Here is a 25,288-nt window from a genome sequence, read left to right on the forward strand (position 1 = left end):
GTGTTGCGCGTCGGCCGTCCTTCCGTCCGGACATTCTCCGGTCACCCCGAGGAGCCACCGCATCATGGCGAACCGCCAGCAGCCCAGCCACATGCCGATCCACAAGTACGGACAGTACGACCAGGTCGACATCCCCGACCGCACCTGGCCCGGCAACCGGATCACCGTCGCCCCCCGCTGGCTCTCCACCGACCTGCGTGACGGCAACCAGGCCCTGATCGACCCCATGTCGCCCGAGCGCAAGCGCCGGATGTTCGACCAGCTGGTCAAGATGGGCTACAAGGAGATCGAGGTCGGCTTCCCCGCCTCCGGCCAGACCGACTTCGACTTCGTGCGCTCGATCGTCGAGGAAGAGGGCGCGATCCCGGACGACGTGACGATCTCCGTACTGACCCAGGCCCGCGAGGACCTGATCGAGCGGACCGTCGAGTCCCTGAAGGGCGCCAAGCGGGCGACCGTCCACCTGTACAACGCCACGGCTCCCGTGTTCCGCCGGGTCGTCTTCCGCGGCTCCAAGGACGACATCAAGCAGATCGCCGTCGACGGCACCCGCCTGGTCGTCGAGTACGCGGAGAAGCTGCTGGGCCCCGAGACGGAGTTCGGCTACCAGTACAGTCCCGAGATCTTCACCGACACCGAGCTGGACTTCGCGCTGGAGGTCTGCGAGGCCGTGATGGACGTCTGGCAGCCCGGCCCGGGCCGCGAGATCATCCTGAACCTGCCGGCCACCGTCGAGCGCTCCACGCCCTCCACCCACGCCGACCGCTTCGAGTGGATGAGCCGCAACCTCTCCCGCCGCGAGCACGTCTGCGTCTCCGTCCACCCGCACAACGACCGCGGTACGGCCGTCGCCGCCGCCGAGCTGGCGCTGATGGCCGGCGCCGACCGCGTCGAGGGCTGTCTGTTCGGGCAGGGCGAGCGCACCGGCAACGTCGACCTGGTCACCCTGGGCATGAACCTGTTCTCCCAGGGCGTCGACCCGCAGATCGACTTCTCCGACATCGACGAGATCCGTCGTACGTGGGAGTACTGCAACCAGATGGAGGTCCACCCGCGCCACCCGTACGTGGGCGACCTGGTCTACACGTCCTTCTCCGGCTCCCACCAGGACGCCATCAAGAAGGGCTTCGACGCGATGGAGGCCGACGCGGCCGCCAAGGGCGTCACCGTCGACGACATCGAGTGGGCGGTCCCGTACCTGCCGATCGACCCCAAGGACGTCGGCCGCTCCTACGAGGCCGTCATCCGGGTCAACTCGCAGTCCGGCAAGGGCGGTATCGCGTACGTCCTGAAGAACGACCACAAGCTGGACCTGCCCCGCCGGATGCAGATCGAGTTCTCCAAGCTCATCCAGGCGAAGACGGACGCCGAGGGCGGCGAGGTCACCGGCGGCGCCATCTGGTCGGTCTTCCAGGACGAGTACCTGCCGAACCCGGAGAACCCCTGGGGCCGCATCCAGGTCCGCAACGGTCAGTCCACGACCGACACCGACGGCGTCGACACCCTGACCGTCGAGGCCACGGTCGACGGCGAGGACACCGTCCTGACCGGCTCCGGCAACGGTCCGATCTCGGCCTTCTTCAACGCCCTGGAGTCCGTCGGCGTCGACGTACGCCTGCTGGACTACCAGGAGCACACGATGAGCGAGGGAGCCTCCGCGCAGGCCGCCTCCTACATCGAATGCGCGATCGACGACAAGATCCTGTGGGGGATCGGCATCGACGCGAACACGACGCGTGCGTCGCTGAAGGCAGTCGTCTCCGCCGTCAACCGCGCGACCCGCTGACTGGCCTGACCGGGACTTTCGGGGCCCTGACCGCTGTATACGGCGGTCGGGGCCCCGTCGTATATCGGCCATACCGCTGTGGAGGTCACGGGAAGGTCTCGTCCTGGGTGCTGACTACACCTCATGGATGTGGCTAACATCACGGAGGCGTGCGGCGATGTTGCCGCGGGGTTACGGAGGTGCGACGTGCTGCCAGACCGGGGACGTGACGGCCGTGTCACCGGCCTTGCCCGCATCCTGGGCACCCGCACCGCGTGGACGCCCGCGGGCGACGGCGAGTTCTTCTGCCCGGGCTGCGGCGGCGACCGCAACTACCAGCGGCTGACCGGCCAGCGCCGCTTCACCCTCCTCGGCCTGCCGGTCGTGCCACGCGGCGAGACCGGCCCGGTCGTCGAGTGCGCGGCCTGCCGCCGCCATTTCGGCACCGACGTCCTCGACCACCCCACCACCATCCGCTTCTCGGCGATGCTCCGCGACGCCGTCCACACCGTCGCCCTCGCGGTCCTGTCCGCGGGCGGCGTCTGCGCCCGTACGTCCCTGGAGACGGCGGCGGGCGCGGTGCGCGCGGCCGGCTTCACCGACTGCACGGAGGAACAGCTCGCCGCGCTCGTCGCCGCCCTCGCCTCCGACACCGGCCACAACTACGGCGGACCGTACGGCCCGGGACTGGCCATAGAGCTCCACGAGGCCCTCGACCCGCTCGCCCCGCACCTCGCCGCGATCGGCCGCGAATCGATCCTGCTCCAGGGCGCCCGCATCGCCCTCGCGGACGGCCCGTACACCCCGGCCGAACGCGAGGTCCTCACGACGGTGGGCGCGGCCCTGACGATCCGCGCGGAAGACGTGACCCGGTTGCTGGTCGCGGCCCGGACGCCGTCCTGATACTCCCCAGGGAGTAGTCCCCCCGCCCGGTCACCCCCGGCAGTACAACCGAACTCGCCCTCGCGCGCGACGATCCGCCCCCTGCGTGCCGGAAGTCTGGAGAGCGCAACCAGACAGTCGTGCAGACCTCCGTCGCCGCGCACGTCCTGGCCGCCGACCCCGACCGCCTCGACCGCGCGGCCGTCGCCAAGGCCCTCGACGACATCGCCGGGACCTGCCGCAGCGCCCGCGGCGAACTCCGCACGACGCTGGAGGTGTTGCGCGACCTCGGCGCACCGGACGCCCGGGGCTCGCTCCCCGGCAACGGGGGGAGACGGCGGCGTGGGGAGGAACGGCGGTGTGGGGAGGGACGGCGGCGGGGAGGGAGGCGGCCGTACGGCGGAAGGCGGTCGTGCGCCCGGTTTCGGGATCGTCGGGATGCGGGAGCGGGCGCGCAGCGTCGGCGGCTCGCTGGAGGCCGGACCGCGCGACGACGGGAAGGGCTTCGAAGTGAGCGCCGTACTGCCGCACGGGAAGGACCGATGAAGCCGCTCAGAGTGCTGCTCGCCGACGACCAGACCCTCGTACGGGAGGCGTTCGCGATGCTCGTCGAGTCGGCGCCGGACATGCGGGTGGTCGGACAGGCCGGGACCGGCCGGGAGGCGGTGGCACTGGCCCGCGGCCAACGCCCCGACCTCGTGGTGATGGACATCCGGATGCCCGACCTCGACGGCATCGAGGCGACCCGGCTGATCGCCGCCGACGAGGAGCTGGCCGGGGTGCGCGTCCTCGTCCTGACCACGTACGACACCGACGAGAACATCGTCGAGGCGCTGCGCGCGGGGGCGGCCGGCTTCCTGGTGAAGGACACCCGGCCCGCCGACCTCCTCGAGGCCATCCGCACGCTCGCCGCGGGCGAGGCGCTGCTGTCGCCGGGGCCCACCGCGCGGCTGATCGCCCAGTTCCTGCGCGGTCACCCCGGGCCGCCCACGGCGGGCGGCCCGGAGTGCCTCTCCGAACGGGAGCGCGAGGTGCTGTCCCTGGCCGCGAGGGGCCTGACCAACACCCAGATCGGCGCGGAGCTGGGCCTCAGCCCGCTCACCGCGAAGACCCACGTCAGCCGGATCATGGGCAAGCTGGGCGCCCGGGACCGGGCCCAACTGGTCATCGTGGCCTACGAGTCGGGGCTGGTGACCCCGGGACCGAGCGCTCCCTGACGGCTGTCGGCTGACCGCTGTCGGCTGTCGGCCACGGCAGGTCCTAGGGCAGCGTCCGCGCGTACGTCTCGTCCTCGTCGGAGTCGTAGACCAGCTTGCCGGAGTCGTCGTAGCCCTTGATGTGCGGGGCCAGCGTGACCTGCTGGTTCAGCAGGCCGGCGGCGACGAACCAGCCGTGGTCCAGGGTCGCGGCCACGGGGCCGCCGTCGCCGTAGGAGACGGTCACCTTGGCCACCGACGTCTCGACGGCGCCGATGACCCCCCACCGGAACGGCAGTTTCCACTTGCCCTTGTCCATGAACGACTGCTGGTACAGCTGCTCGCCGTTGCCGTCGACCGTCACCGGGCCCGCGCCCGGCGCCCCGGCGTCGATCGCGCCGACGCTGATGCCCGAGGCCACACCGTCCTTGAGGGAGCAGATCACCCAACGGCCCGCGGGCCGCTCCCGCACCGCGGTGACGTAGATGCCGTCGCCGGGGGCGTTGGAGTCGCCGGTGCTCTTGATCGCCAGGATGATCCGGTAGTCGTCGGCCTCGCCGAGGTCGCCGGCGCCGCCGGGCGGCCCGCCCTCGGCGGCCAGACACTCCTTCAGCCCGTCCGCCGCCTGCGCGAAGGTGATCCCGTCGAGCAGCTGGCCGTCCGTGGCGGGCCGTCCGGGTCCGCCCGCGGTGCCCGCCGAGGTCGCGGACGGGGATCCGCCGGTGCTTCCACCCGTGCTTCCCGCCGTGCTTCCCGCCGTGCTCCCGGCCGGGCTGTGCGGGGCACTCACCGACGGCATCGGCGCCGCCGTGTCGGCGTCCCGCTCCCCGTTCCCCCCGGCCACGGCATACGCGCCCACCGGCACCGCGGCCAACGCCATCAGCGCCGCCCCGGTCATCGCCACGCGCCGCCGCCGCTCGGCCAGTCCACGCCGCCGGATCGCCGGATACGGCGCCGACGAGGGCTGGATGGTGTACGCGTCCTCGGCGAGCAGCTCACGCATCCGCTCCTCGAAGCCGGAGTCTCCCTGGTTCACCTGCTCTCCCGCCCCGTTCACCTGCTGCCTCCCTGAACCCGACCCTGAATCCGAACCTGGCTGTGCCCCTGCCTCTGCCCCTGCTCCTGCCCCCGCTCCTGACCCCGGCCACCGGGCGCCGTGCGGTCGGCGGCCAGGCCCGGGTACACGCGCAACTTCGCGAGCCCCTTCGACGCCTGGCTCTTGACCGTGCCGGGCGAGCAGCCGAGCACGTCGGCCACCTCCGCCTCGGACAGGTCCTCCCAGTACCTCAGGACCACCACCGCCCTTTGTTTCGGTGGCAGTTGGGCGAGTCCGGCCAGCAGGGAGCCACGCTCCTCCACCCGCCCCGCGCCCTCGTCGCGCCCCGCCCGCTCCGGCGGCGCCGCGGTCAGCGCCTCGGTGACCCGCCGCTTGCGGAACCGGTCACTGTTGCAACTGACCAGCATCCGCCGCACATAGGCCTCCGGGTTGTCGCTGCGCGAGATCCGCCGCCACGACCGGTACGCCTTGGCCAGCGCGGTCTGCGTCAGGTCCTCCGCGTGGTGGACGTCCCCCGTGAGCAGATACGCGGTCCGTACGAGCCGGGACCACCGGGCTCTGACGAACTCCTGGAACCGGTCCTCTTGTTCGGCCTGCATCAAGCACCCTCCTCGACCTCCAGACCACCGGTTGCGCCGAATCGGTTGCCCGTCCCGCGTGACCACGTTCGAATGGGGTGATGAGAAGCGACGCATGGGCCTGGCGTGAGGGTGAGCCCGGGGTGCTCCCGCTGCCGTCCGGCCGACTGGTCCGCGGCCGCGGTCTGCGCCGCCCGCTCGACCCCACGGCCCCCACACCCGCGTACGGCGTCTACCTCCTCGGCGCGCGGCCCCCGCACCCGCCCTGGGAGTCACGCTGGCTCCGCTGGCCCGACTTCCGCCTGCCCAGGGACCGCGCGCAGGCCCGGGCGACCCTCGCCGAGGCATGGCGTCGCGCGGCCGAAGAACGCGTGGAGATAGCCTGCGCCGGCGGCCGTGGCCGCACCGGAACGGCCCTGGCGTGTCTCGCGGTCCTGGACGGCGTGCCGCCGGGCGAGGCGGTGGAGTACGTCCGCCGTCACTACGACCGGCGCGCGGTGGAGACGCCCTGGCAGCGCAGGTATGTGCGGGGGTTCGGGGGGCTCACAGAGTGAGCGTCATGAGGAGGCGGTCCTCGTCGGGGCCGAAGTAGTCCGTGCGGGGCCCGCCGGGGTCGGGGACGAAGCCGAGGGAGCGGTACAGGGCGATGGCCGAGTCGTTGCGCGGCTCCACGGAGAGCCGGACGGAATGCGCGCCCTTCGCCCGTAGCTGACCGAGCAGTTTCGTCAGCAGTTGCCGGCCGAATCCCTTTCCGCGCAGCCCAGGGGTGATGGCGAGGCTGAGAACCCAGCTCTGCGCGTCGTTCGGCGAGGTCCCGAGCACGTATCCGTAGAGGTCCGTTCCGTCGTCCACGACGTACACGAGGTCGGCGCAGGCGGCGAGGAGTTGGCGCAGGACGAAGTAGGGGTAGGGGCCGTGGGGGAAGGCATCGGCATCGAGGCGCACGATATGGGGTAGATCCGCCTCGGTGACCGCTCTGATCCGTAAGGGTCTTTCTCCGGACATCTGGCTCATTATCGAACCGGTGCCCGACGGAAAACGATCTCCGGGAAGAGGAGTCATACCGTCCCCTTGTGAATGTCGACAAATCGAATTGCAGCCAGTGCGATTTGCGTACCTGATCTCCATCATTGCTCCGTGCACCCACTCCTTCAAGACCCATGCGTCCTGCTACGCTGAATCATGACCTCGGTACCGCCCGCCGCTGACCAAAAGCTGAATGGTGACGCACCCTGGGACGACTTCGATCCCGGCGTGTACATCAGCCACAATTACCTCGAGATGCAGGCCGTGGACGAGGAGATCCTCTCCCATGTGCGCGATCACTTCAGTGATCACTTCCGAGGTCGCGGGCGGGCGGCTTCCGGTATCGACGTAGGCGCGGGGCCCAATCTCTATCCCGCTCTGGCCATGCTTCCCTGGTGCGACCGGATCACGCTTCTGGAGCGGTCCGCCCGGAATCTGGACTATCTCCGGGGGCAGTGCCCCGACTACGCCCCCCACTGGGATCAGTTCTGGAACGTCCTGTGCAAGGACGAGGCATATGCCACGCTCGACATGACGCCCAGGGTCCGGTTCAAGGAGGCCGTCCAGCAGCCCGAGTCGGGCAGTCTCTTCGATCTCTGCGCCGATCGGCGCCGCTGGGACCTCGGCACGATGTTCTTCGTCGCCGAATCCATCACCACCTCGCTCGCTGAATTCCGGCGAGGGGTGGGATGCTTCATGAACGTCCTGAATTCCGGTGCGCCTTTCGCCGCCGCCTTCATGGAGCATTCCGAAGGATACCGTGTCGGTTCCCATACATTTCCCGCCAGTGATATCGACGAATCCGAAGTGCGGGCGGTTCTCGGCGGTTACGCGGACCATGTGGAGATTCACCGCACAGCCAATCCGAAGCAGCTTGTACGGGACGGCTACACGGGTATGATCCTGGCCTGCGGGCAACGTAAAGAGCGACGCGACGAATGAGCTGCCGGAGTTCTTATACATGGTGACGGGCCTGTGCGAGGGGAATGGGCATGCAGATCAAGCCGAGACAGAACCTGCTCGAGGTGTGGCAGGCCATCGCCCGCCATTCCTTCGACAACGGAGAATGGGAATGGGGCGAATGGGGCGGTCGTAGCAGCGTGGCCGACGCGGAGCGTCTGCTCTGCCTTCTGTACCCCGCCACCGAAATCGAACCGTTCCGCCTGGACGACCCCGACACCACACAGCTGGACGTGGAGCGGGCCCTCAGGAACGCGGGTGACTCCAGCGAGATCCCCATGAACCTCGTGGAGATCCTCGGCGACTTCATGGAGAACCACCGCGGGGAGGAGAGCCCCACCTTCGCCGGCGGCTACTACTTCGCCCCGGAGGACCCGGAGCAGGAACTCTCCAAGGAGCAGGGGGAAGTGGGAGTCGTCGACTCCTACTCCATGTCGATCACCCTCTGCCTGGCCACCCTCGGCTTCCTCAAGGTGTACCGGGGCAAGACCCAGCGGGCGAGCACCCTCGCCCGCATCGACAAGCTGAGGGAGGCGACCAGCGCCCGCCTGACCGCGGCCATGGTGAGCCTGCTGCGCTCCTTCACCGTCAACGTCGTCGACATCGCCTCCGACCAGGGGCAGGCGCTCGCCCGGCTGCTCGGCCGGGGCCGGCTGTCCGACCGCCAGGTCCTGCAACGCTTCCAGGACCGGTTCAAGTCGCTGCGCGCCCTCATCAGCGAGAGCGTCACCCTCGGCCTGGACACCGATGTCGCCGATCAACTCCGCAACGAGAACCGGCTGTTCGAGTGCGGCTGGGCCTGGAGCCTGGTGAAGGGCGCCCCCGAGGTCGAGGTGGAGGCGCAGACCGCCCAGGAGATCGGCAAGCAGCCCCAGGGCGTGGCTCACGCGGTGCCGTACCTGTACTTCACCGTCGTCGCCCTCGACGGCATCCCCGACCTCTCCTCCGAGCGCACCCTCGTCCTCGGCCTGCTCACCGCGGAACAGCAGAAGCTGGCCGACGCGCTGCGGTTGCGCTGGGAGATCACCCAGCAGTACTGGTCGGGCATCGCCCGCTTCGACGCCGCCACCTGGCCGCTGGAGGAGATCCCCTGGCGCACCACGCTCCAGCAGCTGGAGTCCGAGTACTTCTCCCTGTCCGTGGCCTCGATCCTCGTCCACGACCTGGTGCGCCGCCGTGCCACCGACGACGACCTCACCCGCACCGTCGCCGTCATGGAACGCCTCGCCGAGCGCGGTCGCATCACCAGCCGCACGGCCCGCGAGGACCCGGCGATCGGTCTGCACAACCCCGGAGTCACCCTCCCGCTGCTGGGCAGTGAGGAGATCGGCCCGGCCATGAAGTGGACGATGGGCGACTTCTCCGCGCAGTTGCTCAAGCGGACCGTCCAACTGTGCGCGCTGTCCCGGAACATCAGCTCGCAGGACCGTTTGCTCACGCTCGCCGAGAGCATCCTCGACCACCTCTGGGCACGTCGCGTCAGCGACGGCGAGGGCGTCGGCCTCTGGGACAACGTGCACGCCGTGTACCCCGAATCACCGGTCCGCACCGGACCGTTGTCCTGGAGCATGACCGAGCGCGTCACCGAGTGCATGGTCGCCGCGCACGCCCTCTACACGCAGGACCCCATCCGCAGTTCCGAGATGACCGCCCTCGCCCAGGCGGCGCTCAGCGAGGCCGCCCACCTGTTCGGCAAGGAGCAGCTGGAGCAGCCCGCCCCCGCCCCCAAGAGCCCTCAGGGAGAAGAGATCAAGGGCATCGAGGCCGACCTGCGCCGCGCCCGTCAGCTCGTCGACAAACAGCCCGGCACCGCCCACTCGCTCGCCCTCGGCGTCCTCGCCCGGCTCTACGCGCTGGCCCGCGCCCGGGGCGCCGACGCCCGGGGGGTGTGAAGGTGCTCGTCTTCGCCGCCTCCGACAAGGGAGGCACCGGCCGTTCCGTCACCAGCGCCAACCTCGCGTACCACCGCGCGCTGGACGGGGACGACGTCTGCTACCTGGACTTCGACTTCGGCTCGCCCACCGCCGCCGCCGTGTTCGACCTGCCCGACGTCCTCTCCGAGGCCGAGGGGCGCGGCCTGCACTCCTATCTGAAGGGCAAGACGGGCGAGCCGCTGCGGGTCGACGTCTGGGCGCGCACCGAACACCCCGTGCTGCGCGGCAGGCCCGGCGGGTCCGGACGGCTGGTGCTGCTGCCCGGCGACCGCACGGCCGGTGAATTCGTCACCGACGAGGAGAACCTGCACCGCTGCGTGGACCTCGTCCTGAGGCTGAAACGCGAATTCGACGTCATCATCATCGACCTGAGCGCCGGCCGCAGTTATGCGATGGACCTGGCACTCGCCGCCACTTCGCCCCGGGGCGGGCTCGGCCGTCTCAAGAACCGCTGGCTCGTCTATCACCGCTGGACCCGCCAGCACGTCATGGCGGCGGCCGAACTCGTATTCGGTAGACAGGGCATTGTGCAAGCCGGTACGGCCATCGGCCACGACCCGGACGTGCTGGGCGGCGCCATCAGGTTCGTGCGCGCCGCGGTGCCCGATCTGGAGTCGCCGTTGTGGTCCCAGGTGTCGCCCGCGCAGTACGCGTGGATGCGGCAGTGCGACAAGGAACTCGAGGAACTCGCGGCCGGCCGGGGCATCGGCCGAACCAGGGTGCTGGCGTCCATTCCCCTGGAACCCGTCCTCCAGTGGCAGGAACGCCTCATCACCGACGAGGACGTGCACGACCGCCGGATCGCCAACAACGAGACCTGGCAGGCCATCGGAGATCTCGCGCAACGACTGACCGACGACAAGTTCTGGGGGCAGTTGTGAACGGGCCGGGCACCGTTTTCCGGGAGAGCAGCGCCGACCCGCGCACCGAATCCGTGCCCTTCTCCCATCTCTCCCTGGAATTAGGCCACTTGTACATGGAGGACTTCGCCGAGGGGGCCGCCCGGCTGCGCCGCCACTTCGCCGGCGTACGTCCCTGGGTGGACGCCGCCCGGGCGGGGCTCGGCCCGCTGCCGCCCGGCCGCCGGCCCCGGATCAGCACCTGTTTCCTGATCGACGACTACTTCTCCCGGCTCTCCACCCCCGCCGAGCTGATCCCGCCCCTGCTGGAGGCGGCGGCCGAGGCCGGGCTGACCATCGACTACCTGGCCCGCGAGTCGGGGTGCGCCGGCCCCGCCCTCGCCCCCGGCGGCTCCGCCCACCGCGACCGGGCCGCGCTCGCCGAGTCCGTACTGCACCGGCTGGTGGAGTCACCGCCGCCAGGCAGCAACGGCTTCCGCCCGCCCGTCGGCCGGGCCGGCTGGCTCACCAACGGCCGCCGCGCCCCCTCCCAGCGGACCTCGGCCGCCCTGGACTCCACCGGCGTCTGGCAGCCGCCGAGCGAGACCGAGGCACGCGGCCACTCCGTGTTCCTGGACGTCGAACTGTGGAACGGGCCCGAGGACGCGCGCACCTGGTCCTGCGCCTTCCTGGCCTCGGTCTGGCAACTGGTCCGGCTCGGGCTGCTGCGGGACAACGGCGCGGCCGTGCTGACCCCCACCCGGTGGCAGGGCGAGGAGTTCCCGGCCGAGTGGGACGCGCTGGCGCCCGTCCTCCAGCTCAACCCCTCCGCGACGCCCTTCACCGCCTACGGCACGTGCAGCGTCCTGCCGAGCCGGTTCCTGCCCGTCGAGCACGCCGTACGCGTCATCCTCGACCAGGTCCACGTCGAGGCCGAGGCGCTCGACCAGGTCGCCGAACGGTCCGCCGCCGAGGGCTTCACGGTGCCCGCGGGGGTCGTGGACCGCACGTCCTACGTGTTCCCGGCGGGGCTGTGACATGAGCGGCCTGGGCACGACCGCCGGTCCCGTCCTCGTCTGCGGCGAGGTGCGGACCTGTCTGCTGCCCACCCGCAGGGCGGTGGACGAGCGGACGGCCGTGCGGCTGCTGCGGCTGCGCGCCGACGAACCCGTCCGGACCTCGCGGCGCCCCAACCGGCACGCCCTCTCCCCGGACGTCCTCACCGGCGTCGACTGCCGGCTGCCCACCGCCACCGGGGCCAAGATCCGCGCCGTCGGCACCGTGGCGGCGCACGCGGGGCTCGTCGAGGGCCGCGTCCTCCAGTCGACGGCGTACTTCTCGGCCCCGGCCACCGGGCCCGACCGGCGCCGGCCCTGGGGGTACTACCTGGTCCGGCCCGGGTCCCTGGTCCCGGTCGGCAGGCTGCCCGGGAAGTCCGTCACCGAGGGCTTCCTGACCGGGCATCAGCAGGACCAGCTGGACGTCGGCTCGATCGCCGAGAGCCTGCTGGCGAGGATCTCCCGCCGGCACGACCTCCTGGACCACGACGCTCCGCTCACCACGACCGACACCAGCCTGCGCTGGACCGCCTCACCGGCCGACGACGGCGAGCCGACGTCGGCGCTCTTCACCGAACTCGGCTCAGGTCTGCGGATCGTCGAACTGCGGCTGCCGCGAGGGACCACGCCCGTGGCGGCGGCCACGCTGTGCGAGGACCTCGCCCTGCACGACTGGCTGCTGACGACCGTGGGGGACAAGCTCGACGGCCTGCCGCCCGGCTCCGAGAACCAGACGGCCACGATGAAGGTGCTGCGTCCGCTCGTCGAGCACCTGCTGCACCTGTGGATGCCTCGAGCACGCCTGGACCGTGCCTTGAGCCCGCCCTGGGAGGAGCTGGAGCGGCACCCGGGGTTCAGTAGACAGTGGAACACCATGGCACAGCGCATCCGGGACCAGCTGGCACTGCAGAACCTCGTCCGGGGCGAGGTGCCGGCCCTGTCCTGACGCAACACGACATCTGCTCGCGCAGCATCCCGACGGGGGGAGAAAGAGAGATGCAGGCACCGACGAATCCGAATGTGCGGGGCGACCGGATCCGAGACGGCGAGGGCGCCCGGCATGTGACGCAGAAGATCCTGATCACCGTGGTGGCGGGTGGCGGCGTCTATCTGCTCACCAATGTCGTCGGACCGTCCGAGCAGGACGGTCCCTGGCAGCTCGTGCTGTCCGTGCTGTGCGGCGGCATCGTGCTGATCGTGCAGTTCCTGGCGTCCTTCGTGAGCCAGCTGGGCGATCTCAGGGAGTCGGTGGACAAGCGGTTCGCCGACATAGGCGAGGCGACGAAGCTCTTCACCGAGGTGGAGAAGCTGCGCGGCGACGGGGTGCCCCGGCTCGCCGAGCACGCCACCAAGGTCGTGTCCATGGGGCCCGACATCCTGCGCGAGTTCGCGCACTCGGAGATCGACCGGCTCGCCGCGCAGATGGAGGACTTCACCAACCTCAGCGCCGAGTGCGCGGGCGAGAACCACGACTGGCTGCTGACCCTCACCAAGTGCGCGAGGTCCAGCATCGACGCCATCAGCACCACCGTCGTCGACGACGGGTTCTGGAACACCGAGCCGGCGGGACGCTATCTGACCGCCCAGCGCGAGGCGATCCTCGAACGGCACATCTCGGTCCGGCGCCTGTTCATCGTGAAGCGGCCCGAGGAACTGGCCGCCCTGGAACCGATCTGCGCGGAGCAGCGGGAGATGGGCATCCAGGTCCAGGTGGTGGCCCTGGAGGAACTCCCGCTGTTCCTGCGCCGCGGCAAGATGATCGACTGCATCGTCTTCGACGGGGTGCTGTCGTACGAGATCCACGCGGACCAGCTGAGCGTGAACACCTCGACGACGGTGAACGCCCGGGCCGACGAGGTCCAGCCCCTGATCCGCCGGTTCGACCAGCTGTGGGAGGCCGCCGCCCCGGGCAACTCCCCGAACGGCGTCCCCGACAGCGTACGGCTGAGGCCCGACAGGTCCTAGCCCAGCGTCTCCGCCAGTACCTTCGCCGTGTCCACGATCAGTTCGTGGTCGTAGGCCGCGTCCCGGGCCGGCTTGGTGAGCTGGACCACCAGGACGACGGGGGCGCCGTCCGGGGTCCAGGCGACTCCGGCGTCGTTGTTGGCGCCGTACCAGCCGCCGCCGGTCTTGTCGGCGACCGTCCAGGTCGGGGGGAGTCCGGCGCGGAAGCGGTTGGCGCTGGTGACGGTGGAGAGCATCCAGTCGGTCAGGCGACGGCGGTCCGCCGGGGCCAGCGCCCTGCCGAGGACGAGACGGGCGTAGGTGCGGCCGATCGCGGCCGGGCTGGTGGTGTCCGTGATCCGGTCCGGCTCGGCCGAGTTGAGGTCCGGCTCCCAGCGGTCGAGGCGGGTGACGCGGTCGCCGACGGAGCGGGCGAAGCGGGTGAGTCCGGCGGGGCCGCCGATCTCGCGCAGCAGCAGATTGCCGGCCGTGTTGTCGCTGCGCTGGATGGCCGCGGCGGACAACTCGGCGATCGTCAGGCCGTCGGCCACATGCTCCTGGGTGACGGGGGAGTTCTCCACCACGTCCGCCGCCGTCCAGTACAGGCGGCGGTCCAGCGTGACCTCGGGCAGGTCCCGCAGGACGGCCGCCACCGCCAGGGTCTTGAACAGGGAACAGACCGGGAAGCGTTCGTCGGCGCGGTAGCGGACCGAACGCCCGGTGCGGACGTTGTACCCGAACACGCCGAGGCGGGCGCCGTGCCCGGCTTCGAGGTCGCGCAGGCGGGCGGTGACGGGGTCGGCGCCGGGGTCGGTGGCGGCTGCGGCGGGGCCCGCGGCGAGCAGGACGGCCGAGGTGGCCGCGCCGGCCGTCAGCAGGGTGCGGCGGGAGGGCCTGGGGGAAAGGTGCGAGCTTGAGATCGTTCTCTCCGTCCGTCGAGGATCATGGTCTCCTCTGTCACGGACGTCTCTCCGCTCCCGTCGGTTGCGCCGCCCCTGGTCAGCCACCCGAGGCCGCGCCCCACGCCCGCCGCACCGGCCGAGGGATCGTGACGGGCGGGCACACCGCCCCTCCGGCGTAGGCGAGAATGGACGCATGAGCCTGTTCCGCGACGACGGCAGCGTGGCCCGCACCCGGCAGCCGGGTGCGGCGGACCGCGGCCTGCCGCGCACCCGGCAGGCCGCCCCGGGCGGTGCCCGATGAGTCTCTTCCGCGACGACGGCATCGTCCTGCGGACCCAGAAGCTCGGCGAGGCCGACCGCATCATCACGCTGCTGACGCGCGGGCACGGGCGGGTGCGGGCCGTGGCGCGGGGGGTGCGGCGGACGAAGTCCAAGTTCGGCGCCCGCCTCGAACCCTTCTCCCACGTCGACGTGCAGTTCTTCGCGCGGGGCAGCAGCGAACTGGTCGGACGCGGGCTGCCGCTGTGCACGCAGAGCGAGATCATCGCTCCCTACGGTGGCGGCATCGTGACCGACTACGCCCGCTACACCGCCGGGACCGCCATGCTCGAGACCGCCGAGCGGTTCACCGACCACGAGGGCGAACCCGCTGTCCAGCAGTACCTGCTGCTCGTCGGGGCGCTGCGCACCCTGGCGCGCGGGGAGCACGCCCCGCACCTCGTCCTCGACGCGTTCCTGCTGCGGTCGCTGGCCGTCAACGGGTACGCCCCCAGCTTCGGCGACTGCGCCAAGTGCGGAATGCCGGGACCCAACCGGTTCTTCTCCGTCGCGGCCGGCGGCTCCGTCTGCGTCGACTGCCGGGTGGCCGGCAGCGTCGTACCCTCTCCGCAGACCCTGGTCCTGCTGGGCGCGCTGCTCACGGGAGACTGGGAGACGGCGGACGCGTGCGAGGCGCGCCATGTCCGGGAGGGCAGCGGGCTGGTGTCCGCCTATCTGCACTGGCACCTGGAGCGCGGGCTGCGCTCGCTCAGGTACGTGGAGAAATAGCCAGTCGTACGCGGAGAGACAAGCAAGCGAAAGTCAGAGGAGACGAGAGGCACATGGTCGTACGCGGGTTCCTGGGGCGGCAGCGTCGGGAGTACAGGACGCCGGAGCCGCACCCGTCCGGCGCGCGCCCGCCGAAGCTTCCGGGCGAGCTGGTCCCCGAGCATGTGGCGATCGTCATGGACGGCAACGGCCGCTGGGCCAAGGAGCGCGGGCTGCCGCGCACCGAGGGGCACAAGGTCGGCGCCGAGCAGGTCCTCGACGTGCTCCAGGGCGCGGTCGAGATGGGTGTGCGCAACATCTCGCTGTACGCCTTCTCCACCGAGAACTGGAAGCGCTCGCCCGACGAGGTCCGCTTCCTGATGAACTTCAACCGCGACTTCATCCGCAAGACCCGCGACCAGCTCGACGAGCTCGGCATCCGGGTGCGCTGGGTGGGCCGGATGCCCAAGCTGTGGAAGTCGGTCGCCAAGGAGCTCCAGGTCGCCCAGGAGCAGACCAAGGACAACGACCGTCTCACCCTGTACTTCTGCATGAACTACGGCGGCCGGGCGGAGATCGCGGACGCGGCGCAGGCGCTCGCCGAGGATGTGAAGGCGGGCCGTCTCGACCCGTCGAAGGTCAACGAGAAGACCCTCGCGAAGTACCTGTACTACCCGGACATGCCGGACGTCGACCTGTTCCTGCGGCCGAGCGGCGAGCAGCGCACCTCCAACTACCTGCTCTGGCAGAGCGCGTACGCGGAGCTGGTCTTCCAGGACGTCCTGTGGCCCGACTTCGACCGCCGTGACCTGTGGCGGGCGTGCGTCGAGTTCGCGTCCAGGGACCGCCGGTTCGGCGGCGCGATCACGAACGAGGAACTCTTGGCCATGGAGGGGAAGACTCCGGACCAGGAGGTCACCTCGTAGCCTCCGCGCGTTCGCCCGGCCCGCACCGTACAACCGCTCAACCCGCGGAGCAGTCCGCGCACGTGCCGAAGATCTCCACCGTGTGGGCCACGTTGACGTAGCCGTGTTCCGCGGCGATGGCCTCGGCCCACTTCTCCACCGCCGGGCCCTCCACCTCCACGGCCTTGCCGCAGACGCGGCAGACGAGGTGGTGGTGGTGCTCGCCGGTGGAGCACCGGCGGTACACCGACTCGCCGTCCGAGGTGCGCAGGACGTCGACCTCGCCCGCGTCGGCGAGGGACTGGAGGGTGCGGTAGACCGTGGTCAGGCCCACCGAGTCGCCCTTGTGCTTGAGCATGTCGTGCAGATCCTGGGCGCTGCGGAACTCGTCGACCTCGTCGAGCGCCGCCGCGACAGCGGCACGCTGCCGGGTGGAACGGCCCTTCACGGGCGGTCCAGCGGTTGTCACCGTTGCCTCCTCACGTCTGCGGCTTGCCGGGCCATTGTGCCAGCACCGGCTGTGCGCGGTCAGACGCCGATCTCGTCGCCGGCCGCCCGGGTGGCCGGAATGGCACACTCCGCCGGATCGCCGGCGGGTTGCGCCGACGCCAGCGCACGGGCGCGGCGGCGGGCCAGCGGAGCGGCCAGCACGCTCAGCGCGATGAACGCGGCGATGGTCAGCAGCACGATCGTCGCACCGGGCGGGACGTCCTGGTAGTACGAGGTGACCGTGCCGCCGATGGTCACCGTCACGCCGATCGCCACCGCGATCGCGAAGGTGGCGGCGAAGCTGCGGCTGAGCTGCTGGGCCGCGGCCACCGGGACCACCATCAGGGCCGACACCAGCAGCAGGCCCACGACCCGCATCGCCACCGTCACGGTGACCGCCGCCGTGATCGCCGTGAGCAGGTTCAGCGCGCGGACCGGCAGGCCGGTGACCCGGGCGAACTCCTCGTCCTGGCTGACCGCGAAGAGCTGGCGGCGCAGGCCGAGGGTGACGACGACCACGAAGGCCGCGAGCAGGCAGATCGCCGTGACGTCCGACTCGGAGACGGTCGACAGCGACCCGAACAGGTACGACGTCAGGTTGGCGTTCGAGCCGCCGGGCGCGAGGTTGATGAACATCACGCCGCCGGCCATACCGCCGTAGAAGAGCATGGCGAGGGCGATGTCGCCGCGGGTCCTGCCGTACCAGCGGATCAGTTCCATGGTCACCGCGCCCAGCACCGAGACGGCGGTGGCCATCCACACCGGGGACCAGGAGAGCAGGAAGCCCAGGCCGACGCCGGTCATCGCGACATGGCCGATGCCGTCGCCCATGAGGGCCTGGCGGCGCTGGACGAGGTAGATGCCGACGGCGGGGGCCGTGATGCCGACCAGGACGGCGGCCAGCAGCGCCCGCTGCATGAAGGCGTAGTTCAGGAAGTCCATCAGCTCAGCAGTCCCGTGCGGATCGGTTCGGCGCCCGCGGGTGCGTGCGGGTGCACGTGGTCGTGGCCGGGCAGCGCGTGCTGGCCGACGGCCGGGGTGGGCGGGCCGTCGTGCAGGACGCAGCCGTCGCGCAGGACGACCGCCCGGTCGATCAGGGGCTCCAGGGGGCCCAGTTCGTGCAGGACGAGCAGGACCGTCGTACCGGCCGCGACCTGGTCCTTCAGGGTGCGCGCCAGGACCTCCTGGCTGGCCAGGTCGACGCCCGCCATCGGCTCGTCCATGATCAGCAGTTCGGGTTCCGCGGCCAGTGCGCGGGCGATGAGGACGCGCTGGTGCTGGCCGCCGGAGAGGGCGTCGACGTTGTCCCCGGCCCGGTCGGCCATGCCCACGAGGTCCAGGGCGCGCCGGACGGCCTCCCGGTCGGCCTTGCGGAAGAAGCCGAAGCGGGTGCGGGAGAGCCGGCCCGAGGAGACGATCTCCGTCACCGTGGCCGGGACCCCGCCGGCGGCCGTCGTGCGCTGCGGCACGTATCCGATCCGCGCCCAGTCCCGGAACCGGCGCTGCGGGGTGCCGAACAGCTCGACCTCTCCGGCGCTGACCGGGACCTGGCCGATCACGGTGCGTACGGCGGTGGACTTGCCCGAGCCGTTCGCGCCGAGCAGGGCGACGACCTCACCGCGCCGCACGGTGAGGTCGATGCCGCGCAGGACCGGGCGCGAGCCCAGTTCCGCGCGGGCGCCGCGCAGGGAGATGACGGGCGGCGCGACCACGGGCTCGGCCTTCGCGTCGGTGACACTCGCGTCCATGACGCCCTCCGTAGAGATCACTGGAGATTCACTTCGTTCCCAGGGCTGTCTTCAGCGCCTCGAGGTTCGCTTCCTGGACCGAGAAGTAGTCCGTGCCCCGGGACTTCTTCGTGATGCCCTCGATCGGGTCGAGGACGTCGGTCCTGAGGTTCGCGTCGGAGGCGATGGTCTTCGCGGTCTTGTCGCTGACGAGCGTCTCGTAGAACACGGTCGTGACGCCGTCGGCCTTCGCCATCTTCTCAAGCTCCTTCACGCGGGCGGCGCTGGGCTCCGACTCGGGGTCGAGGCCGTTGATGGCCTCCTCGGTCAGGCCGTAGCGCTCGGCGAGGTAGCCGAAGGCGGCGTGGGTGGTGACGAAGACCTTGGTCTTCGTGTTCGCCAGCCCGTCCTCGAACCGCGTGTTCAGGGCGTCGAGCTTCTTCACGAGGGCCGCGGTGTTGGTCTTGTAGTCGGCCGCGTGGTCCGGGTCGGCCTTCTCGAAGGCCTTGCCGACGCCCTCGGCGACCTGGGCGTAGCGCACCGGGTCGAGCCAGATGTGCGGGTCGAGGCCGGACAGCTCCTCGTTCGCGTGGTCGTCGTGCTCGGCCGCGTGGCCGCCGACCTCGTTGCCGTGCTTCTCCAGCGTGGTGAGGGAGGCGGCGTCGATCTTGGTCTTGATCTCGGACTGGGCCACCGCGGAGTCGACGGAGGGCTGGAGATCCTTGAGGTAGAGCACCGCGTCGGATTCCTGGAGCGCGGCGGTCTGCTTGGCGCTGATCTCCAGGTCGTGCGGCTCCTGGCCGGGCTCGGTGAGGCTGCTGACGTTCACATGGTCCCCGCCTATCTGCTCGGCGAGGAAGGCCATCGGGTAGAACGACGCGACGACGTCGAACTTGTCCGTATTGGCCGCGGCCGCGCTGTCGGAGGAGCAGGCGGAGAGGGTGCAGAGGCCGAGGGCGGTGGCCGCCGCGACCGCGGTGCCGGATATGAGTCGTCGTCGTACGTTCATGACAGTCATTTTCAACAAATATGGAAACCGTTGTCAACAAGGCCTGGTAACGGCTGGGTAAGGGTCTGGGTAGGGATCCGATTTGGTCGAGGGGGAGTCCCCGCCGGTACCCTGAAGTCTTCTCTGGAAGCGCATCTCGCTTCGTCGCCCGTCGTCGTTATGAAGAGAGCACCGTGGCCGCCGACAAGATCGACACCATCGTCAGCCTGAGCAAGCGCCGTGGCTTCGTATTCCCGTGCAGTGAGATCTACGGCGGCCAGAAGGCCGCCTGGGACTACGGACCGCTGGGTGTCGAGCTCAAGGAGAACCTGAAGCGCCAGTGGTGGCGCTACATGGTGACGTCGCGCGAGGACGTGGTCGGCATCGACTCGTCCGTCATCCTGGCCCCCGAGGTCTGGGTGGCCTCCGGCCACGTCGCCACTTTCTCCGACCCGCTGACCGAGTGCACCTCCTGCCACAAGCGGTTCCGCGCGGACCACCTGGAAGAGGCGTACGAGGCCAAGCACCACCGCCTGCCGGAGAACGGCCTGGCGGACGTGAACTGCCCCAACTGCGGCAACAAGGGCCAGTTCACCGAGCCCAAGCAGTTCTCGGGCCTGCTCTCCACCCACCTCGGCCCCACGCAGGACACCGGCTCCATCGCCTACCTGCGCCCCGAGACCGCCCAGGGCATCTTCACCAACTTCGCCCAGGTGCAGACCACTTCGCGCCGCAAGCCGCCGTTCGGCATCGCGCAGATGGGCAAGTCCTTCCGCAACGAGATCACGCCCGGCAACTTCATCTTCCGCACCCGCGAGTTCGAGCAGATGGAGATGGAGTTCTTCGTCAAGCCGGGCGAGGACGAGACGTGGCAGGAGTACTGGATGGAGCAGCGCTGGAACTGGTACACCGGCCTGGGCCTGCGCGAGGAGAACATGCGGTGGTACGACCACCCCAAGGAGAAGCTCTCCCACTACTCCAAGCGCACCGCTGACATCGAGTACCGCTTCCAGTTCGGCGGCAACGAGTGGGGCGAGCTGGAGGGCGTCGCCAACCGCACCGACTACGACCTCTCCGCCCACGCCAAGGCCTCCGGCCAGGACCTCTCCTACTTCGACCAGGAGGCCCAGGAGCGCTGGACCCCCTACGTCATCGAGCCCGCCGCCGGTGTCGGCCGCGCGATGCTCGCCTTCCTCCTCGACGCCTACATCGAGGACGAGGCGCCCAACGCCAAGGGCAAGCTGGAGAAGCGGACCGTTCTTCGCCTCGACCACCGCCTGGCCCCGGTGAAGGTCGCGGTCCTGCCGCTGTCCCGCAACCCGGAGCTGTCGCCCAAGGCCAAGGGCCTCGCCGCCGCGCTGCGCCAGAACTGGAACATCGAGTTCGACGACGCGGGCGCCATCGGCCGCCGCTACCGCCGCCAGGACGAGATCGGCACGCCGTACTGCGTGACCGTCGACTTCGACACCCTCGACGACAACGCGGTCACCGTCCGCGAGCGTGACTCGATGAAGCAGGAGCGCGTGTCCCTCGACCAGATCGAGAGCTACCTCGCGGGTCGCCTGATCGGCTGCTGACCTCAGCTTTCCTCGTCGTCGCCCACGAGTGCCGGGTCCCTTTCGGGGGCCCGGCACTCGTCGTTCGCGTGCTCCCGCCGCACATGGTCGCGCAGCAGCACGTTGGCGTCCGTCTCCGCGCTGTAGTCGTGCGCGGCGCGGGCGATCTCCCGCCCTGCCGCCAGGTCCTCGCACCCGACGCAGTCCGGCTCCGGCACCGGTGGCCGGGGCGTGCCGATGCCGACGAGGAACGGCCCGTCCGTCCGGGCCCGCCGGTTCGCCGCCCGCACGCCCGCGCTCAGCCGCTCCTCGGCGGTCGCCGGCCGCAGCGCCGCCGGGTCGGCCTGCCACTCCCGGCCGCCGCCGACCGGCCGCAGCATCGCGTAGGGGCCGGACCGGTCCTGGTACTCGCCGACCCTGTCCGTCGCCGGGTCGTAGAGCAGGGCTCCCGGCTCATGCCGCGTGTCGTGCATGTCTTTCGCTCCTTTCACCCAACTTACATACTAAATGCGACAGTTGGGCTACTCTGGGTAGTGGGGGTTGTCGTCAGGATGGCCTTCGACCGGCATCGGCACGCCGCTGACGTGGGGCTGGGCGTCGTCGGACAGCGCATATTCCACAAATTCCGGAGGGTTGGATGCCGTCCAGGCGGGTGATCACGGGCCGTAGCCAGGAGCCCCGGCGACGCTTCGCGGAGGAGCTGCGCCTCCTGCGGACCGAGAAGGGGGACAGCCTGCGGCAGTTGGAGGTGGTGCTGGGCTGGAACGCGTCGACGTTCGGGAAGATGGAGGGCGGCCAGAGCCTGGGCAGCCCGGAGATCGTCGAGGCGCTGGACCAGCACTACGGGACGACCCCGATGCTGCTCACGCTGTGGGAACTGGCGGTGGCGGATCCATCGCAGTTCAAGGAGCAGTATCGGCGGTACATGTTGCTGGAGGCTGAGGCGATCGGGCTGTGGCAGTACTCGGTGAGTGCGCCGCCGGGACTGCTTCAGACGGACGGCTACGCGCTCGAAGCACTCGTGGCGGGCGGTCTCAAAGGGGAGGAGTTGAACCAACAGGTTGAGGCGCGCACGAGTCGACGGAAGCTGCTGGAGGGGGAGGAGGCTCCTCCGTTCCGGGCGATCCTCTCCGAAGCCGTTCTCCGCAATTCGCTGCGCAACCGCGCAGAGTGGAAAGGGCAGTTGGGGCACCTGGTGGAGGCGTCGGAATACTCGAACGTCACCCTGCACGTGCTGCCGTTCGGCACCGGCCCGCACGGCCTGATGAATACGGACACGATGTTCCTGCGGCTCCTGGACGGCCGAACCGTGGCCTATACGGAGAACGATGTACGGGGTGAACTGGTCGAGGAAACAGGCAAGGTTGAGCGCCTGCACCGCACATATGATGCGGTACGTGACATGGCGCTGAGCCCTGCCGAGTCACGGACGTTCATCTTGCGAGTGCTGGAGGAAATGCCATGCGAGCCATCGACTTGAGCAGCGTGACGTGGCGCAAGAGTTCCTACAGCAACACCGATGGCGGCAACTGTGTTGAGGTCTCCGACGATCTCCTCAGCGCCGCCGTCTGGCGCAAGAGCAGCTACAGCAACTCTGACGGCGGCCAGTGCCTCGAAGTCGCCGACGACGTGACCGCCCTCGTCCCCGTCCGGGACAGCAAGGACCCCGGGCGGGGTGTGCTGACGTTCGGGCCGGTGGCCTGGGGTCACTTCGTGCGTGCCTACAGGTCGACGTCCACGTAGAGCGCCGCGTGGTCGGAGGCCGCCGTGCCCTTCGAGGTCACCGTGTCGAAGGACTTGATGTCGTCCGCGAAGATGCCACGGGTCTCCAGGCCGACGTGCTGGACCTCCGGCCACAGCTCGGGGGAGAGCAGCAGATAGTCGAGCTTGTTCCCCTCGCTCTTGCAGTCCCCGTGTGTGCCGGGCAGGCCATGATAGGCGCGGTGACTCATCACGTCCCGCAGCCCGGTGTCCCGTAGGGCCGTGGCCGGGTCGCTGTCCGGGTCGTCGTTGAGGTCTCCGGCGACGATGACGTGCGGGGTGCGCTCCAGCGCGGCCCGGTAGATCTCCGCGACCCGCTTCGCCTGGGCAAGGCGCAGCTTGGGGTTGTCCTGGAACTTGCTCTTCAGGTGGTTGCCGAGGATCACCAGGGGCGTGCCGTTGAGCTGGATCTCGAACTCGGGGCAGTCGCGGCTGAAGAGGCGCAGGTCGGGACGCTCGGGGCTGGTGTCGAAGAGGTGGGACCGCACGGACGTGATCGGGTGCCGGCTGAGGATCCCGATGTCGATGCCCCGGGGATCGTTGCCGTCGATCAGCAGGGCGTAGGGGTACGGCCGTCGGCCGAGCGCCCCGGCCAGCACCTGCGTGTTGAAGCGTTCCAGGGTGAGACGGTCCTCGACCTCGACGGTGAGCAGGATGTCGGCGTCGACCTCCGAGACCACGCGGCCGGTGTTGCGCACCACGTTCATCTCGAAGTCGTCCTGTCCCAGTTCGGCCCAACCGGCCCACGCGGCACGGCCCTTGGCGGTGACCACGATGTGGGGGTTCTTTCCCGGCTCGGGCGGCTTGAACAGTCCGGACTCCTTGCCCGGACGTGACTGGTTCACATAGATCGGCGGCGGGTCCTTCGGGTCGATCTCGTACGCCCGGTGCTTCTCGATCAGGCCGGCGATCTTCGTCTTGTCGTCGTCCGTGTACACGGGCAGGTCCAGGAGAGCGACCAGCGTGGCGAAGTCGTCGAGGATCTCCTCGCGCTTCGCCGGGTCCTCGACGCGGAAGGCCGTGGGCCGGCGGAAGAGGTTCTCCATGTTGAAGGTGGCGATGCGGATGCTCATGGCAGCCTCCATGGCGGCGCGAAGGGCCGCTCGGTCGGCGGCAGGCGCCGCCGGGGTGACCGCGCACCGACACCTCCTATTGTCCTCGCGCTGCCCGCCCCGTCGACCGGACAGATGACAGCCGACAGATGTTCACATCTGTCAGCTGTCGTGTCGGCCGTCGTGTCGGCTGTCATGTCAGGGTGATGCGCATGCCGACGCGGCCGTACGGGGCGCTCAGCCGGCCGACCGGGTCAACTCCCGTTCCGCGAAAGCGCGGAAGGCGCGTGGTGGCCGGCCGGTGAGGCGCTGGACGGTGTCGGTGGTCCGGTCCTCCGCGCCGTCCGCGATGGCGCGGTCGAGGCCGGCGAGCAGCGCCGCGTACTCGGCGGGTATCGCGGCGGCGAGACGGTCGCGCAACTGCTCGTAGGTCAGCGGGTGGTGGGTGACCGGCCGGCCCGTGAGCCGGGTGAGGACGGCGGCGATGTCGGCGTAACTCAGTGCCTCCGGGCCCGTGATGACGAGGTCGGTGTTGGGGGCCTGTGCATCGGTCAGCGCGTGTACGGCGACGGCGGCGATGTCGTCGGCGTCGACGAACCCGACCCGGCCTTCACCCGTGGCCGTCAGGATGGTGCCGTCCGCCGCGATGCTCCGGGCGTGCGGGGTGTCTCCGGTGAGGTTCTGCATGAACCACGAGGGCCGCAGGACCGCCCACTCGTCGAACAGGCCGGGCAGGGCCTGGTGGACCTGCCCCGTGGACGGGCCGCCGGCGGGGATCGCCGAGGAGCTGAGCAGTACCGCGCGCCGCACCCCGACCGCGCGGGCCTCTTCGAGGAAGGGCAGCATGATGGCGGCCGGTTCCGTGGAGCCCAGCGGTGGGATGAGGTAGGCCCGGTCGACGCCGGTCAGGGCGTCGTCGAAGGTCGTGGGGTCGTCCCAGTCGAAGCGGACGGACCGGACGGACCGGGAGTCGTCCACGGCGTTGGCGCGTCGGCTCGCGGCCTTGACGTCGTGCCCGCGCGCGGCGAGCCGGGAGACGACGCGGCTGCCGGTGGTGCCGGTCGCCCCGATGACCAGGGTGGTGCCGATGGTCGTCATCACTTCGTCCTCGTCCCCGTGAAGTCGGTCGCGGGGTCCTGGAGGACCGCGAGCGGGTTCCAGTAGTCGCGGTAGCCGGTGATGAGGCCGTTCTCGACGGTGACCACGGCGATGTAGGTCATGTCGAAGGGGCTGCCGGTCTCCACCAGACGCCCCACGCCGCGCATCTCGACCACGATGGTCCCCGCGTCGGTGGTCCGGTGGATCCGCACGGACGGGAAGTCGTGGACGTCGATGTGGTCCGGGTAGCCGCGCATGTAGTCGGCGATCGCGGCCTTGCCCTCCAGTCGCTTGGGCCAGCCGTCGGGGGCGAACGGGAACTCGAGGACTCCGTCGTCGTCCCAGAGGTCGACCCAGGCGGAGATGTTCTTGTCCAGCAGCAGCTGAAGGCCGTGGCGGTACAGATCCGTAGGCGCCGTGGTGGTGGGCATGGGCACTCCGTCCATAAGATACGGACCCGGGGTCCGCTTCTGGGCCCAACGATACGGACCCGTGGTCCGCTTTGTAAAGGAGGGCCGGATGGTGGGCGAGAGGGAACCCGTGGA

General features: G+C 70.2%; 28 protein-coding genes. 16 read left to right on the plus strand and 12 right to left on the minus strand.

Features of this window, described 5'->3' with window-relative positions; translation table 11 throughout:
• Positions 1-64: 64 nt before the first annotated feature.
• The 4 genes from leuA to ACIRPU_RS02360 all read left to right on the plus strand — a co-directional run bounded on the left by leuA (position 65) and on the right by ACIRPU_RS02360 (position 3,864).
• Positions 65-1,786 (plus strand): 2-isopropylmalate synthase, encoded by a 1,722-nt coding sequence (gene leuA / locus ACIRPU_RS02345; RefSeq protein ID WP_355701255.1) that lies wholly within the window; start codon positions 65-67, stop codon positions 1,784-1,786.
• A 186-nt stretch (positions 1,787-1,972) separates the two neighbouring features.
• Complete coding sequence (locus tag ACIRPU_RS02350) at positions 1,973-2,668, plus strand: TerB family tellurite resistance protein (protein WP_403860501.1); 696 nt, start codon at positions 1,973-1,975, stop codon at positions 2,666-2,668.
• A 339-nt stretch (positions 2,669-3,007) separates the two neighbouring features.
• Entirely contained in the window at positions 3,008-3,193 is a 186-nt protein-coding gene (locus tag ACIRPU_RS02355; protein WP_403860504.1) for a hypothetical protein, read from the plus strand.
• Positions 3,190-3,864, plus strand: coding sequence for a response regulator (locus tag ACIRPU_RS02360; RefSeq protein WP_403860507.1), 675 nt, complete (start codon positions 3,190-3,192; stop codon positions 3,862-3,864). Before ACIRPU_RS02355 ends, ACIRPU_RS02360 begins: the two co-directional genes overlap by 4 nt.
• A gap of 43 nt (positions 3,865-3,907) precedes the next feature.
• On the opposite strand, the gene ACIRPU_RS02365 is transcribed toward ACIRPU_RS02360, so the two are convergent.
• Complete coding sequence (locus tag ACIRPU_RS02365) at positions 3,908-4,879, minus strand: hypothetical protein (protein WP_403860510.1); 972 nt, start codon at positions 4,877-4,879, stop codon at positions 3,908-3,910.
• 17 nt (positions 4,880-4,896) lie between these two features.
• Positions 4,897-5,499, minus strand: coding sequence for a SigE family RNA polymerase sigma factor (locus tag ACIRPU_RS02370; RefSeq protein ID WP_403860513.1), 603 nt, complete (start codon positions 5,497-5,499; stop codon positions 4,897-4,899).
• An 80-nt stretch (positions 5,500-5,579) separates the two neighbouring features.
• Between ACIRPU_RS02370 and ACIRPU_RS02375 the strand changes: the two genes are divergently transcribed.
• Positions 5,580-6,032 (plus strand): protein phosphatase, encoded by a 453-nt coding sequence (locus ACIRPU_RS02375; protein WP_403860516.1) that lies wholly within the window; start codon positions 5,580-5,582, stop codon positions 6,030-6,032.
• Here the strand turns inward: ACIRPU_RS02375 and ACIRPU_RS02380 are convergent.
• A complete protein-coding gene (locus ACIRPU_RS02380) occupies positions 6,022-6,483 on the minus strand; it encodes a GNAT family N-acetyltransferase (RefSeq protein ID WP_403860519.1) in 462 nt (153 codons plus the stop codon). The genes ACIRPU_RS02375 and ACIRPU_RS02380 overlap by 11 nt on opposite strands.
• 177 nt (positions 6,484-6,660) lie before the next feature.
• Between ACIRPU_RS02380 and ACIRPU_RS02385 the strand changes: the two genes are divergently transcribed.
• Genes ACIRPU_RS02385 through ACIRPU_RS02410 form a run of 6 tightly spaced genes read left to right on the plus strand, consistent with a single transcriptional unit; the run spans position 6,661 to position 13,260 of the window.
• Entirely contained in the window at positions 6,661-7,446 is a 786-nt protein-coding gene (locus tag ACIRPU_RS02385; RefSeq protein WP_403860522.1) for an SCO2525 family SAM-dependent methyltransferase, read from the plus strand.
• Between the two features lie 50 nt (positions 7,447-7,496).
• A complete protein-coding gene (locus ACIRPU_RS02390) occupies positions 7,497-9,356 on the plus strand; it encodes an SCO2524 family protein (protein ID WP_403860525.1) in 1,860 nt (619 codons plus the stop codon).
• Positions 9,357-9,358: 2 nt separating this feature from the next.
• Positions 9,359-10,279 carry an SCO2523 family variant P-loop protein gene (locus ACIRPU_RS02395; protein WP_403861568.1) on the plus strand — a complete coding sequence of 307 codons (921 nt, stop codon included), beginning with the start codon at positions 9,359-9,361 and terminating at the stop codon, positions 10,277-10,279.
• Positions 10,276-11,274: an SCO2522 family protein gene (locus ACIRPU_RS02400; protein WP_403860528.1), complete on the plus strand. Its 999-nt coding sequence runs from the start codon at positions 10,276-10,278 to the stop codon at positions 11,272-11,274. Before ACIRPU_RS02395 ends, ACIRPU_RS02400 begins: the two co-directional genes overlap by 4 nt.
• A gap of 1 nt (position 11,275) precedes the next feature.
• Positions 11,276-12,241: an SCO2521 family protein gene (locus ACIRPU_RS02405; RefSeq protein ID WP_403860531.1), complete on the plus strand. Its 966-nt coding sequence runs from the start codon at positions 11,276-11,278 to the stop codon at positions 12,239-12,241.
• 50 nt (positions 12,242-12,291) lie between these two features.
• Positions 12,292-13,260 (plus strand): hypothetical protein, encoded by a 969-nt coding sequence (locus ACIRPU_RS02410; RefSeq protein ID WP_403860534.1) that lies wholly within the window; start codon positions 12,292-12,294, stop codon positions 13,258-13,260.
• Here the strand turns inward: ACIRPU_RS02410 and bla are convergent.
• The gene (gene bla / locus ACIRPU_RS02415; RefSeq protein ID WP_403861571.1) at positions 13,257-14,159 is read right to left on the minus strand and encodes a class A beta-lactamase; all 903 of its coding nucleotides are present in this window, start codon (positions 14,157-14,159) and stop codon (positions 13,257-13,259) included. The two genes, ACIRPU_RS02410 and bla, sit on opposite strands and share 4 nt — an antisense overlap.
• 279 nt (positions 14,160-14,438) lie before the next feature.
• Here bla and recO point away from each other — a divergent pair, with 279 nt between their 5' ends.
• Positions 14,439-15,188 (plus strand): DNA repair protein RecO, encoded by a 750-nt coding sequence (gene recO, locus ACIRPU_RS02420; RefSeq protein ID WP_062649449.1) that lies wholly within the window; start codon positions 14,439-14,441, stop codon positions 15,186-15,188.
• A 53-nt stretch (positions 15,189-15,241) separates the two neighbouring features.
• The gene (locus tag ACIRPU_RS02425; RefSeq protein WP_351753745.1) at positions 15,242-16,093 is read left to right on the plus strand and encodes an isoprenyl transferase; all 852 of its coding nucleotides are present in this window, start codon (positions 15,242-15,244) and stop codon (positions 16,091-16,093) included.
• A 37-nt stretch (positions 16,094-16,130) separates the two neighbouring features.
• Here the strand turns inward: ACIRPU_RS02425 and ACIRPU_RS02430 are convergent, their stop codons facing one another.
• From ACIRPU_RS02430 to ACIRPU_RS02445, 4 genes are read right to left on the minus strand one after another with little or no spacing between them, the layout of a single operon-like run.
• On the minus strand, positions 16,131-16,541 hold the full coding sequence (locus tag ACIRPU_RS02430; protein ID WP_327314940.1) for a transcriptional repressor: 411 nt from the start codon (positions 16,539-16,541) through the stop codon (positions 16,131-16,133).
• A 59-nt stretch (positions 16,542-16,600) separates the two neighbouring features.
• The gene (locus ACIRPU_RS02435) at positions 16,601-17,503 is read right to left on the minus strand and encodes a metal ABC transporter permease (RefSeq protein WP_403860539.1); all 903 of its coding nucleotides are present in this window, start codon (positions 17,501-17,503) and stop codon (positions 16,601-16,603) included.
• Positions 17,503-18,309, minus strand: coding sequence for a metal ABC transporter ATP-binding protein (locus ACIRPU_RS02440; protein WP_403860542.1), 807 nt, complete (start codon positions 18,307-18,309; stop codon positions 17,503-17,505). The genes ACIRPU_RS02435 and ACIRPU_RS02440 overlap by 1 nt, the downstream gene beginning before the upstream one ends.
• Before the next feature lie 28 nt (positions 18,310-18,337).
• A complete protein-coding gene (locus ACIRPU_RS02445; protein WP_403860545.1) occupies positions 18,338-19,297 on the minus strand; it encodes a metal ABC transporter substrate-binding protein in 960 nt (319 codons plus the stop codon).
• A 173-nt stretch (positions 19,298-19,470) separates the two neighbouring features.
• On the opposite strand from ACIRPU_RS02445, the gene ACIRPU_RS02450 reads away from it, so the two are divergent.
• On the plus strand, positions 19,471-20,853 hold the full coding sequence (locus tag ACIRPU_RS02450; RefSeq protein WP_403860548.1) for a glycine--tRNA ligase: 1,383 nt from the start codon (positions 19,471-19,473) through the stop codon (positions 20,851-20,853).
• Positions 20,854-20,855: 2 nt separating this feature from the next.
• Here ACIRPU_RS02450 and ACIRPU_RS02455 read toward each other — a convergent pair whose 3' ends face one another.
• On the minus strand, positions 20,856-21,305 hold the full coding sequence (locus tag ACIRPU_RS02455; RefSeq protein WP_403860551.1) for a hypothetical protein: 450 nt from the start codon (positions 21,303-21,305) through the stop codon (positions 20,856-20,858).
• A gap of 164 nt (positions 21,306-21,469) precedes the next feature.
• On the opposite strand from ACIRPU_RS02455, the gene ACIRPU_RS02460 reads away from it, so the two are divergent.
• A complete protein-coding gene (locus ACIRPU_RS02460) occupies positions 21,470-22,312 on the plus strand; it encodes a helix-turn-helix domain-containing protein (RefSeq protein ID WP_403860555.1) in 843 nt (280 codons plus the stop codon).
• Positions 22,294-22,575, plus strand: coding sequence for a DUF397 domain-containing protein (locus ACIRPU_RS02465; protein WP_403860558.1), 282 nt, complete (start codon positions 22,294-22,296; stop codon positions 22,573-22,575). Before ACIRPU_RS02460 ends, ACIRPU_RS02465 begins: the two co-directional genes overlap by 19 nt.
• On the opposite strand, the gene ACIRPU_RS02470 is transcribed toward ACIRPU_RS02465, so the two are convergent.
• From ACIRPU_RS02470 to ACIRPU_RS02480, 3 genes are all read right to left on the minus strand, one after another.
• Entirely contained in the window at positions 22,554-23,666 is a 1,113-nt protein-coding gene (locus ACIRPU_RS02470) for an endonuclease/exonuclease/phosphatase family protein (protein ID WP_403860561.1), read from the minus strand. The genes ACIRPU_RS02465 and ACIRPU_RS02470 overlap by 22 nt on opposite strands.
• Before the next feature lie 216 nt (positions 23,667-23,882).
• Entirely contained in the window at positions 23,883-24,743 is an 861-nt protein-coding gene (locus tag ACIRPU_RS02475; protein WP_403860564.1) for an NAD(P)H-binding protein, read from the minus strand.
• The gene (locus ACIRPU_RS02480; protein WP_403860567.1) at positions 24,743-25,174 is read right to left on the minus strand and encodes a nuclear transport factor 2 family protein; all 432 of its coding nucleotides are present in this window, start codon (positions 25,172-25,174) and stop codon (positions 24,743-24,745) included. The genes ACIRPU_RS02475 and ACIRPU_RS02480 overlap by 1 nt, the downstream gene beginning before the upstream one ends.
• Positions 25,175-25,288 lie beyond the last annotated feature (114 nt).

Source organism: Streptomyces sp. NPDC102259 (genome assembly GCF_044766465.1).
Taxonomy (GTDB): Bacteria; Actinomycetota; Actinomycetes; order Streptomycetales; family Streptomycetaceae; genus Streptomyces.

What these genes read in the sequence shown, in the direction of transcription:
- leuA (WP_355701255.1), top strand. Translation starts at nt 65, where the DNA reads ATGGCGAACCGCCAGCAGCCCAGCCACATGCCGATCCACAAGTACGGA.
- ACIRPU_RS02360 (WP_403860507.1), top strand. Translation starts at nt 3,190, where the DNA reads ATGAAGCCGCTCAGAGTGCTGCTCGCCGACGACCAGACCCTCGTACGG.
- ACIRPU_RS02370 (WP_403860513.1), bottom strand. Translation starts at nt 5,499, where the DNA reads ATGCAGGCCGAACAAGAGGACCGGTTCCAGGAGTTCGTCAGAGCCCGG.
- ACIRPU_RS02375 (WP_403860516.1), top strand. Translation starts at nt 5,580, where the DNA reads ATGAGAAGCGACGCATGGGCCTGGCGTGAGGGTGAGCCCGGGGTGCTC.
- ACIRPU_RS02380 (WP_403860519.1), bottom strand. Translation starts at nt 6,483, where the DNA reads ATGTCCGGAGAAAGACCCTTACGGATCAGAGCGGTCACCGAGGCGGAT.
- ACIRPU_RS02385 (WP_403860522.1), top strand. Translation starts at nt 6,661, where the DNA reads ATGACCTCGGTACCGCCCGCCGCTGACCAAAAGCTGAATGGTGACGCA.
- ACIRPU_RS02390 (WP_403860525.1), top strand. Translation starts at nt 7,497, where the DNA reads ATGCAGATCAAGCCGAGACAGAACCTGCTCGAGGTGTGGCAGGCCATC.
- ACIRPU_RS02405 (WP_403860531.1), top strand. Translation starts at nt 11,276, where the DNA reads ATGAGCGGCCTGGGCACGACCGCCGGTCCCGTCCTCGTCTGCGGCGAG.
- ACIRPU_RS02410 (WP_403860534.1), top strand. Translation starts at nt 12,292, where the DNA reads ATGCAGGCACCGACGAATCCGAATGTGCGGGGCGACCGGATCCGAGAC.
- recO (WP_062649449.1), top strand. Translation starts at nt 14,439, where the DNA reads ATGAGTCTCTTCCGCGACGACGGCATCGTCCTGCGGACCCAGAAGCTC.
- ACIRPU_RS02425 (WP_351753745.1), top strand. Translation starts at nt 15,242, where the DNA reads ATGGTCGTACGCGGGTTCCTGGGGCGGCAGCGTCGGGAGTACAGGACG.
- ACIRPU_RS02435 (WP_403860539.1), bottom strand. Translation starts at nt 17,503, where the DNA reads ATGGACTTCCTGAACTACGCCTTCATGCAGCGGGCGCTGCTGGCCGCC.
- ACIRPU_RS02440 (WP_403860542.1), bottom strand. Translation starts at nt 18,309, where the DNA reads ATGGACGCGAGTGTCACCGACGCGAAGGCCGAGCCCGTGGTCGCGCCG.
- ACIRPU_RS02445 (WP_403860545.1), bottom strand. Translation starts at nt 19,297, where the DNA reads ATGAACGTACGACGACGACTCATATCCGGCACCGCGGTCGCGGCGGCC.
- ACIRPU_RS02455 (WP_403860551.1), bottom strand. Translation starts at nt 21,305, where the DNA reads ATGCACGACACGCGGCATGAGCCGGGAGCCCTGCTCTACGACCCGGCG.
- ACIRPU_RS02460 (WP_403860555.1), top strand. Translation starts at nt 21,470, where the DNA reads ATGCCGTCCAGGCGGGTGATCACGGGCCGTAGCCAGGAGCCCCGGCGA.
- ACIRPU_RS02465 (WP_403860558.1), top strand. Translation starts at nt 22,294, where the DNA reads ATGCGAGCCATCGACTTGAGCAGCGTGACGTGGCGCAAGAGTTCCTAC.
- ACIRPU_RS02470 (WP_403860561.1), bottom strand. Translation starts at nt 23,666, where the DNA reads ATGAGCATCCGCATCGCCACCTTCAACATGGAGAACCTCTTCCGCCGG.
- ACIRPU_RS02475 (WP_403860564.1), bottom strand. Translation starts at nt 24,743, where the DNA reads ATGACGACCATCGGCACCACCCTGGTCATCGGGGCGACCGGCACCACC.
- ACIRPU_RS02480 (WP_403860567.1), bottom strand. Translation starts at nt 25,174, where the DNA reads ATGCCCACCACCACGGCGCCTACGGATCTGTACCGCCACGGCCTTCAG.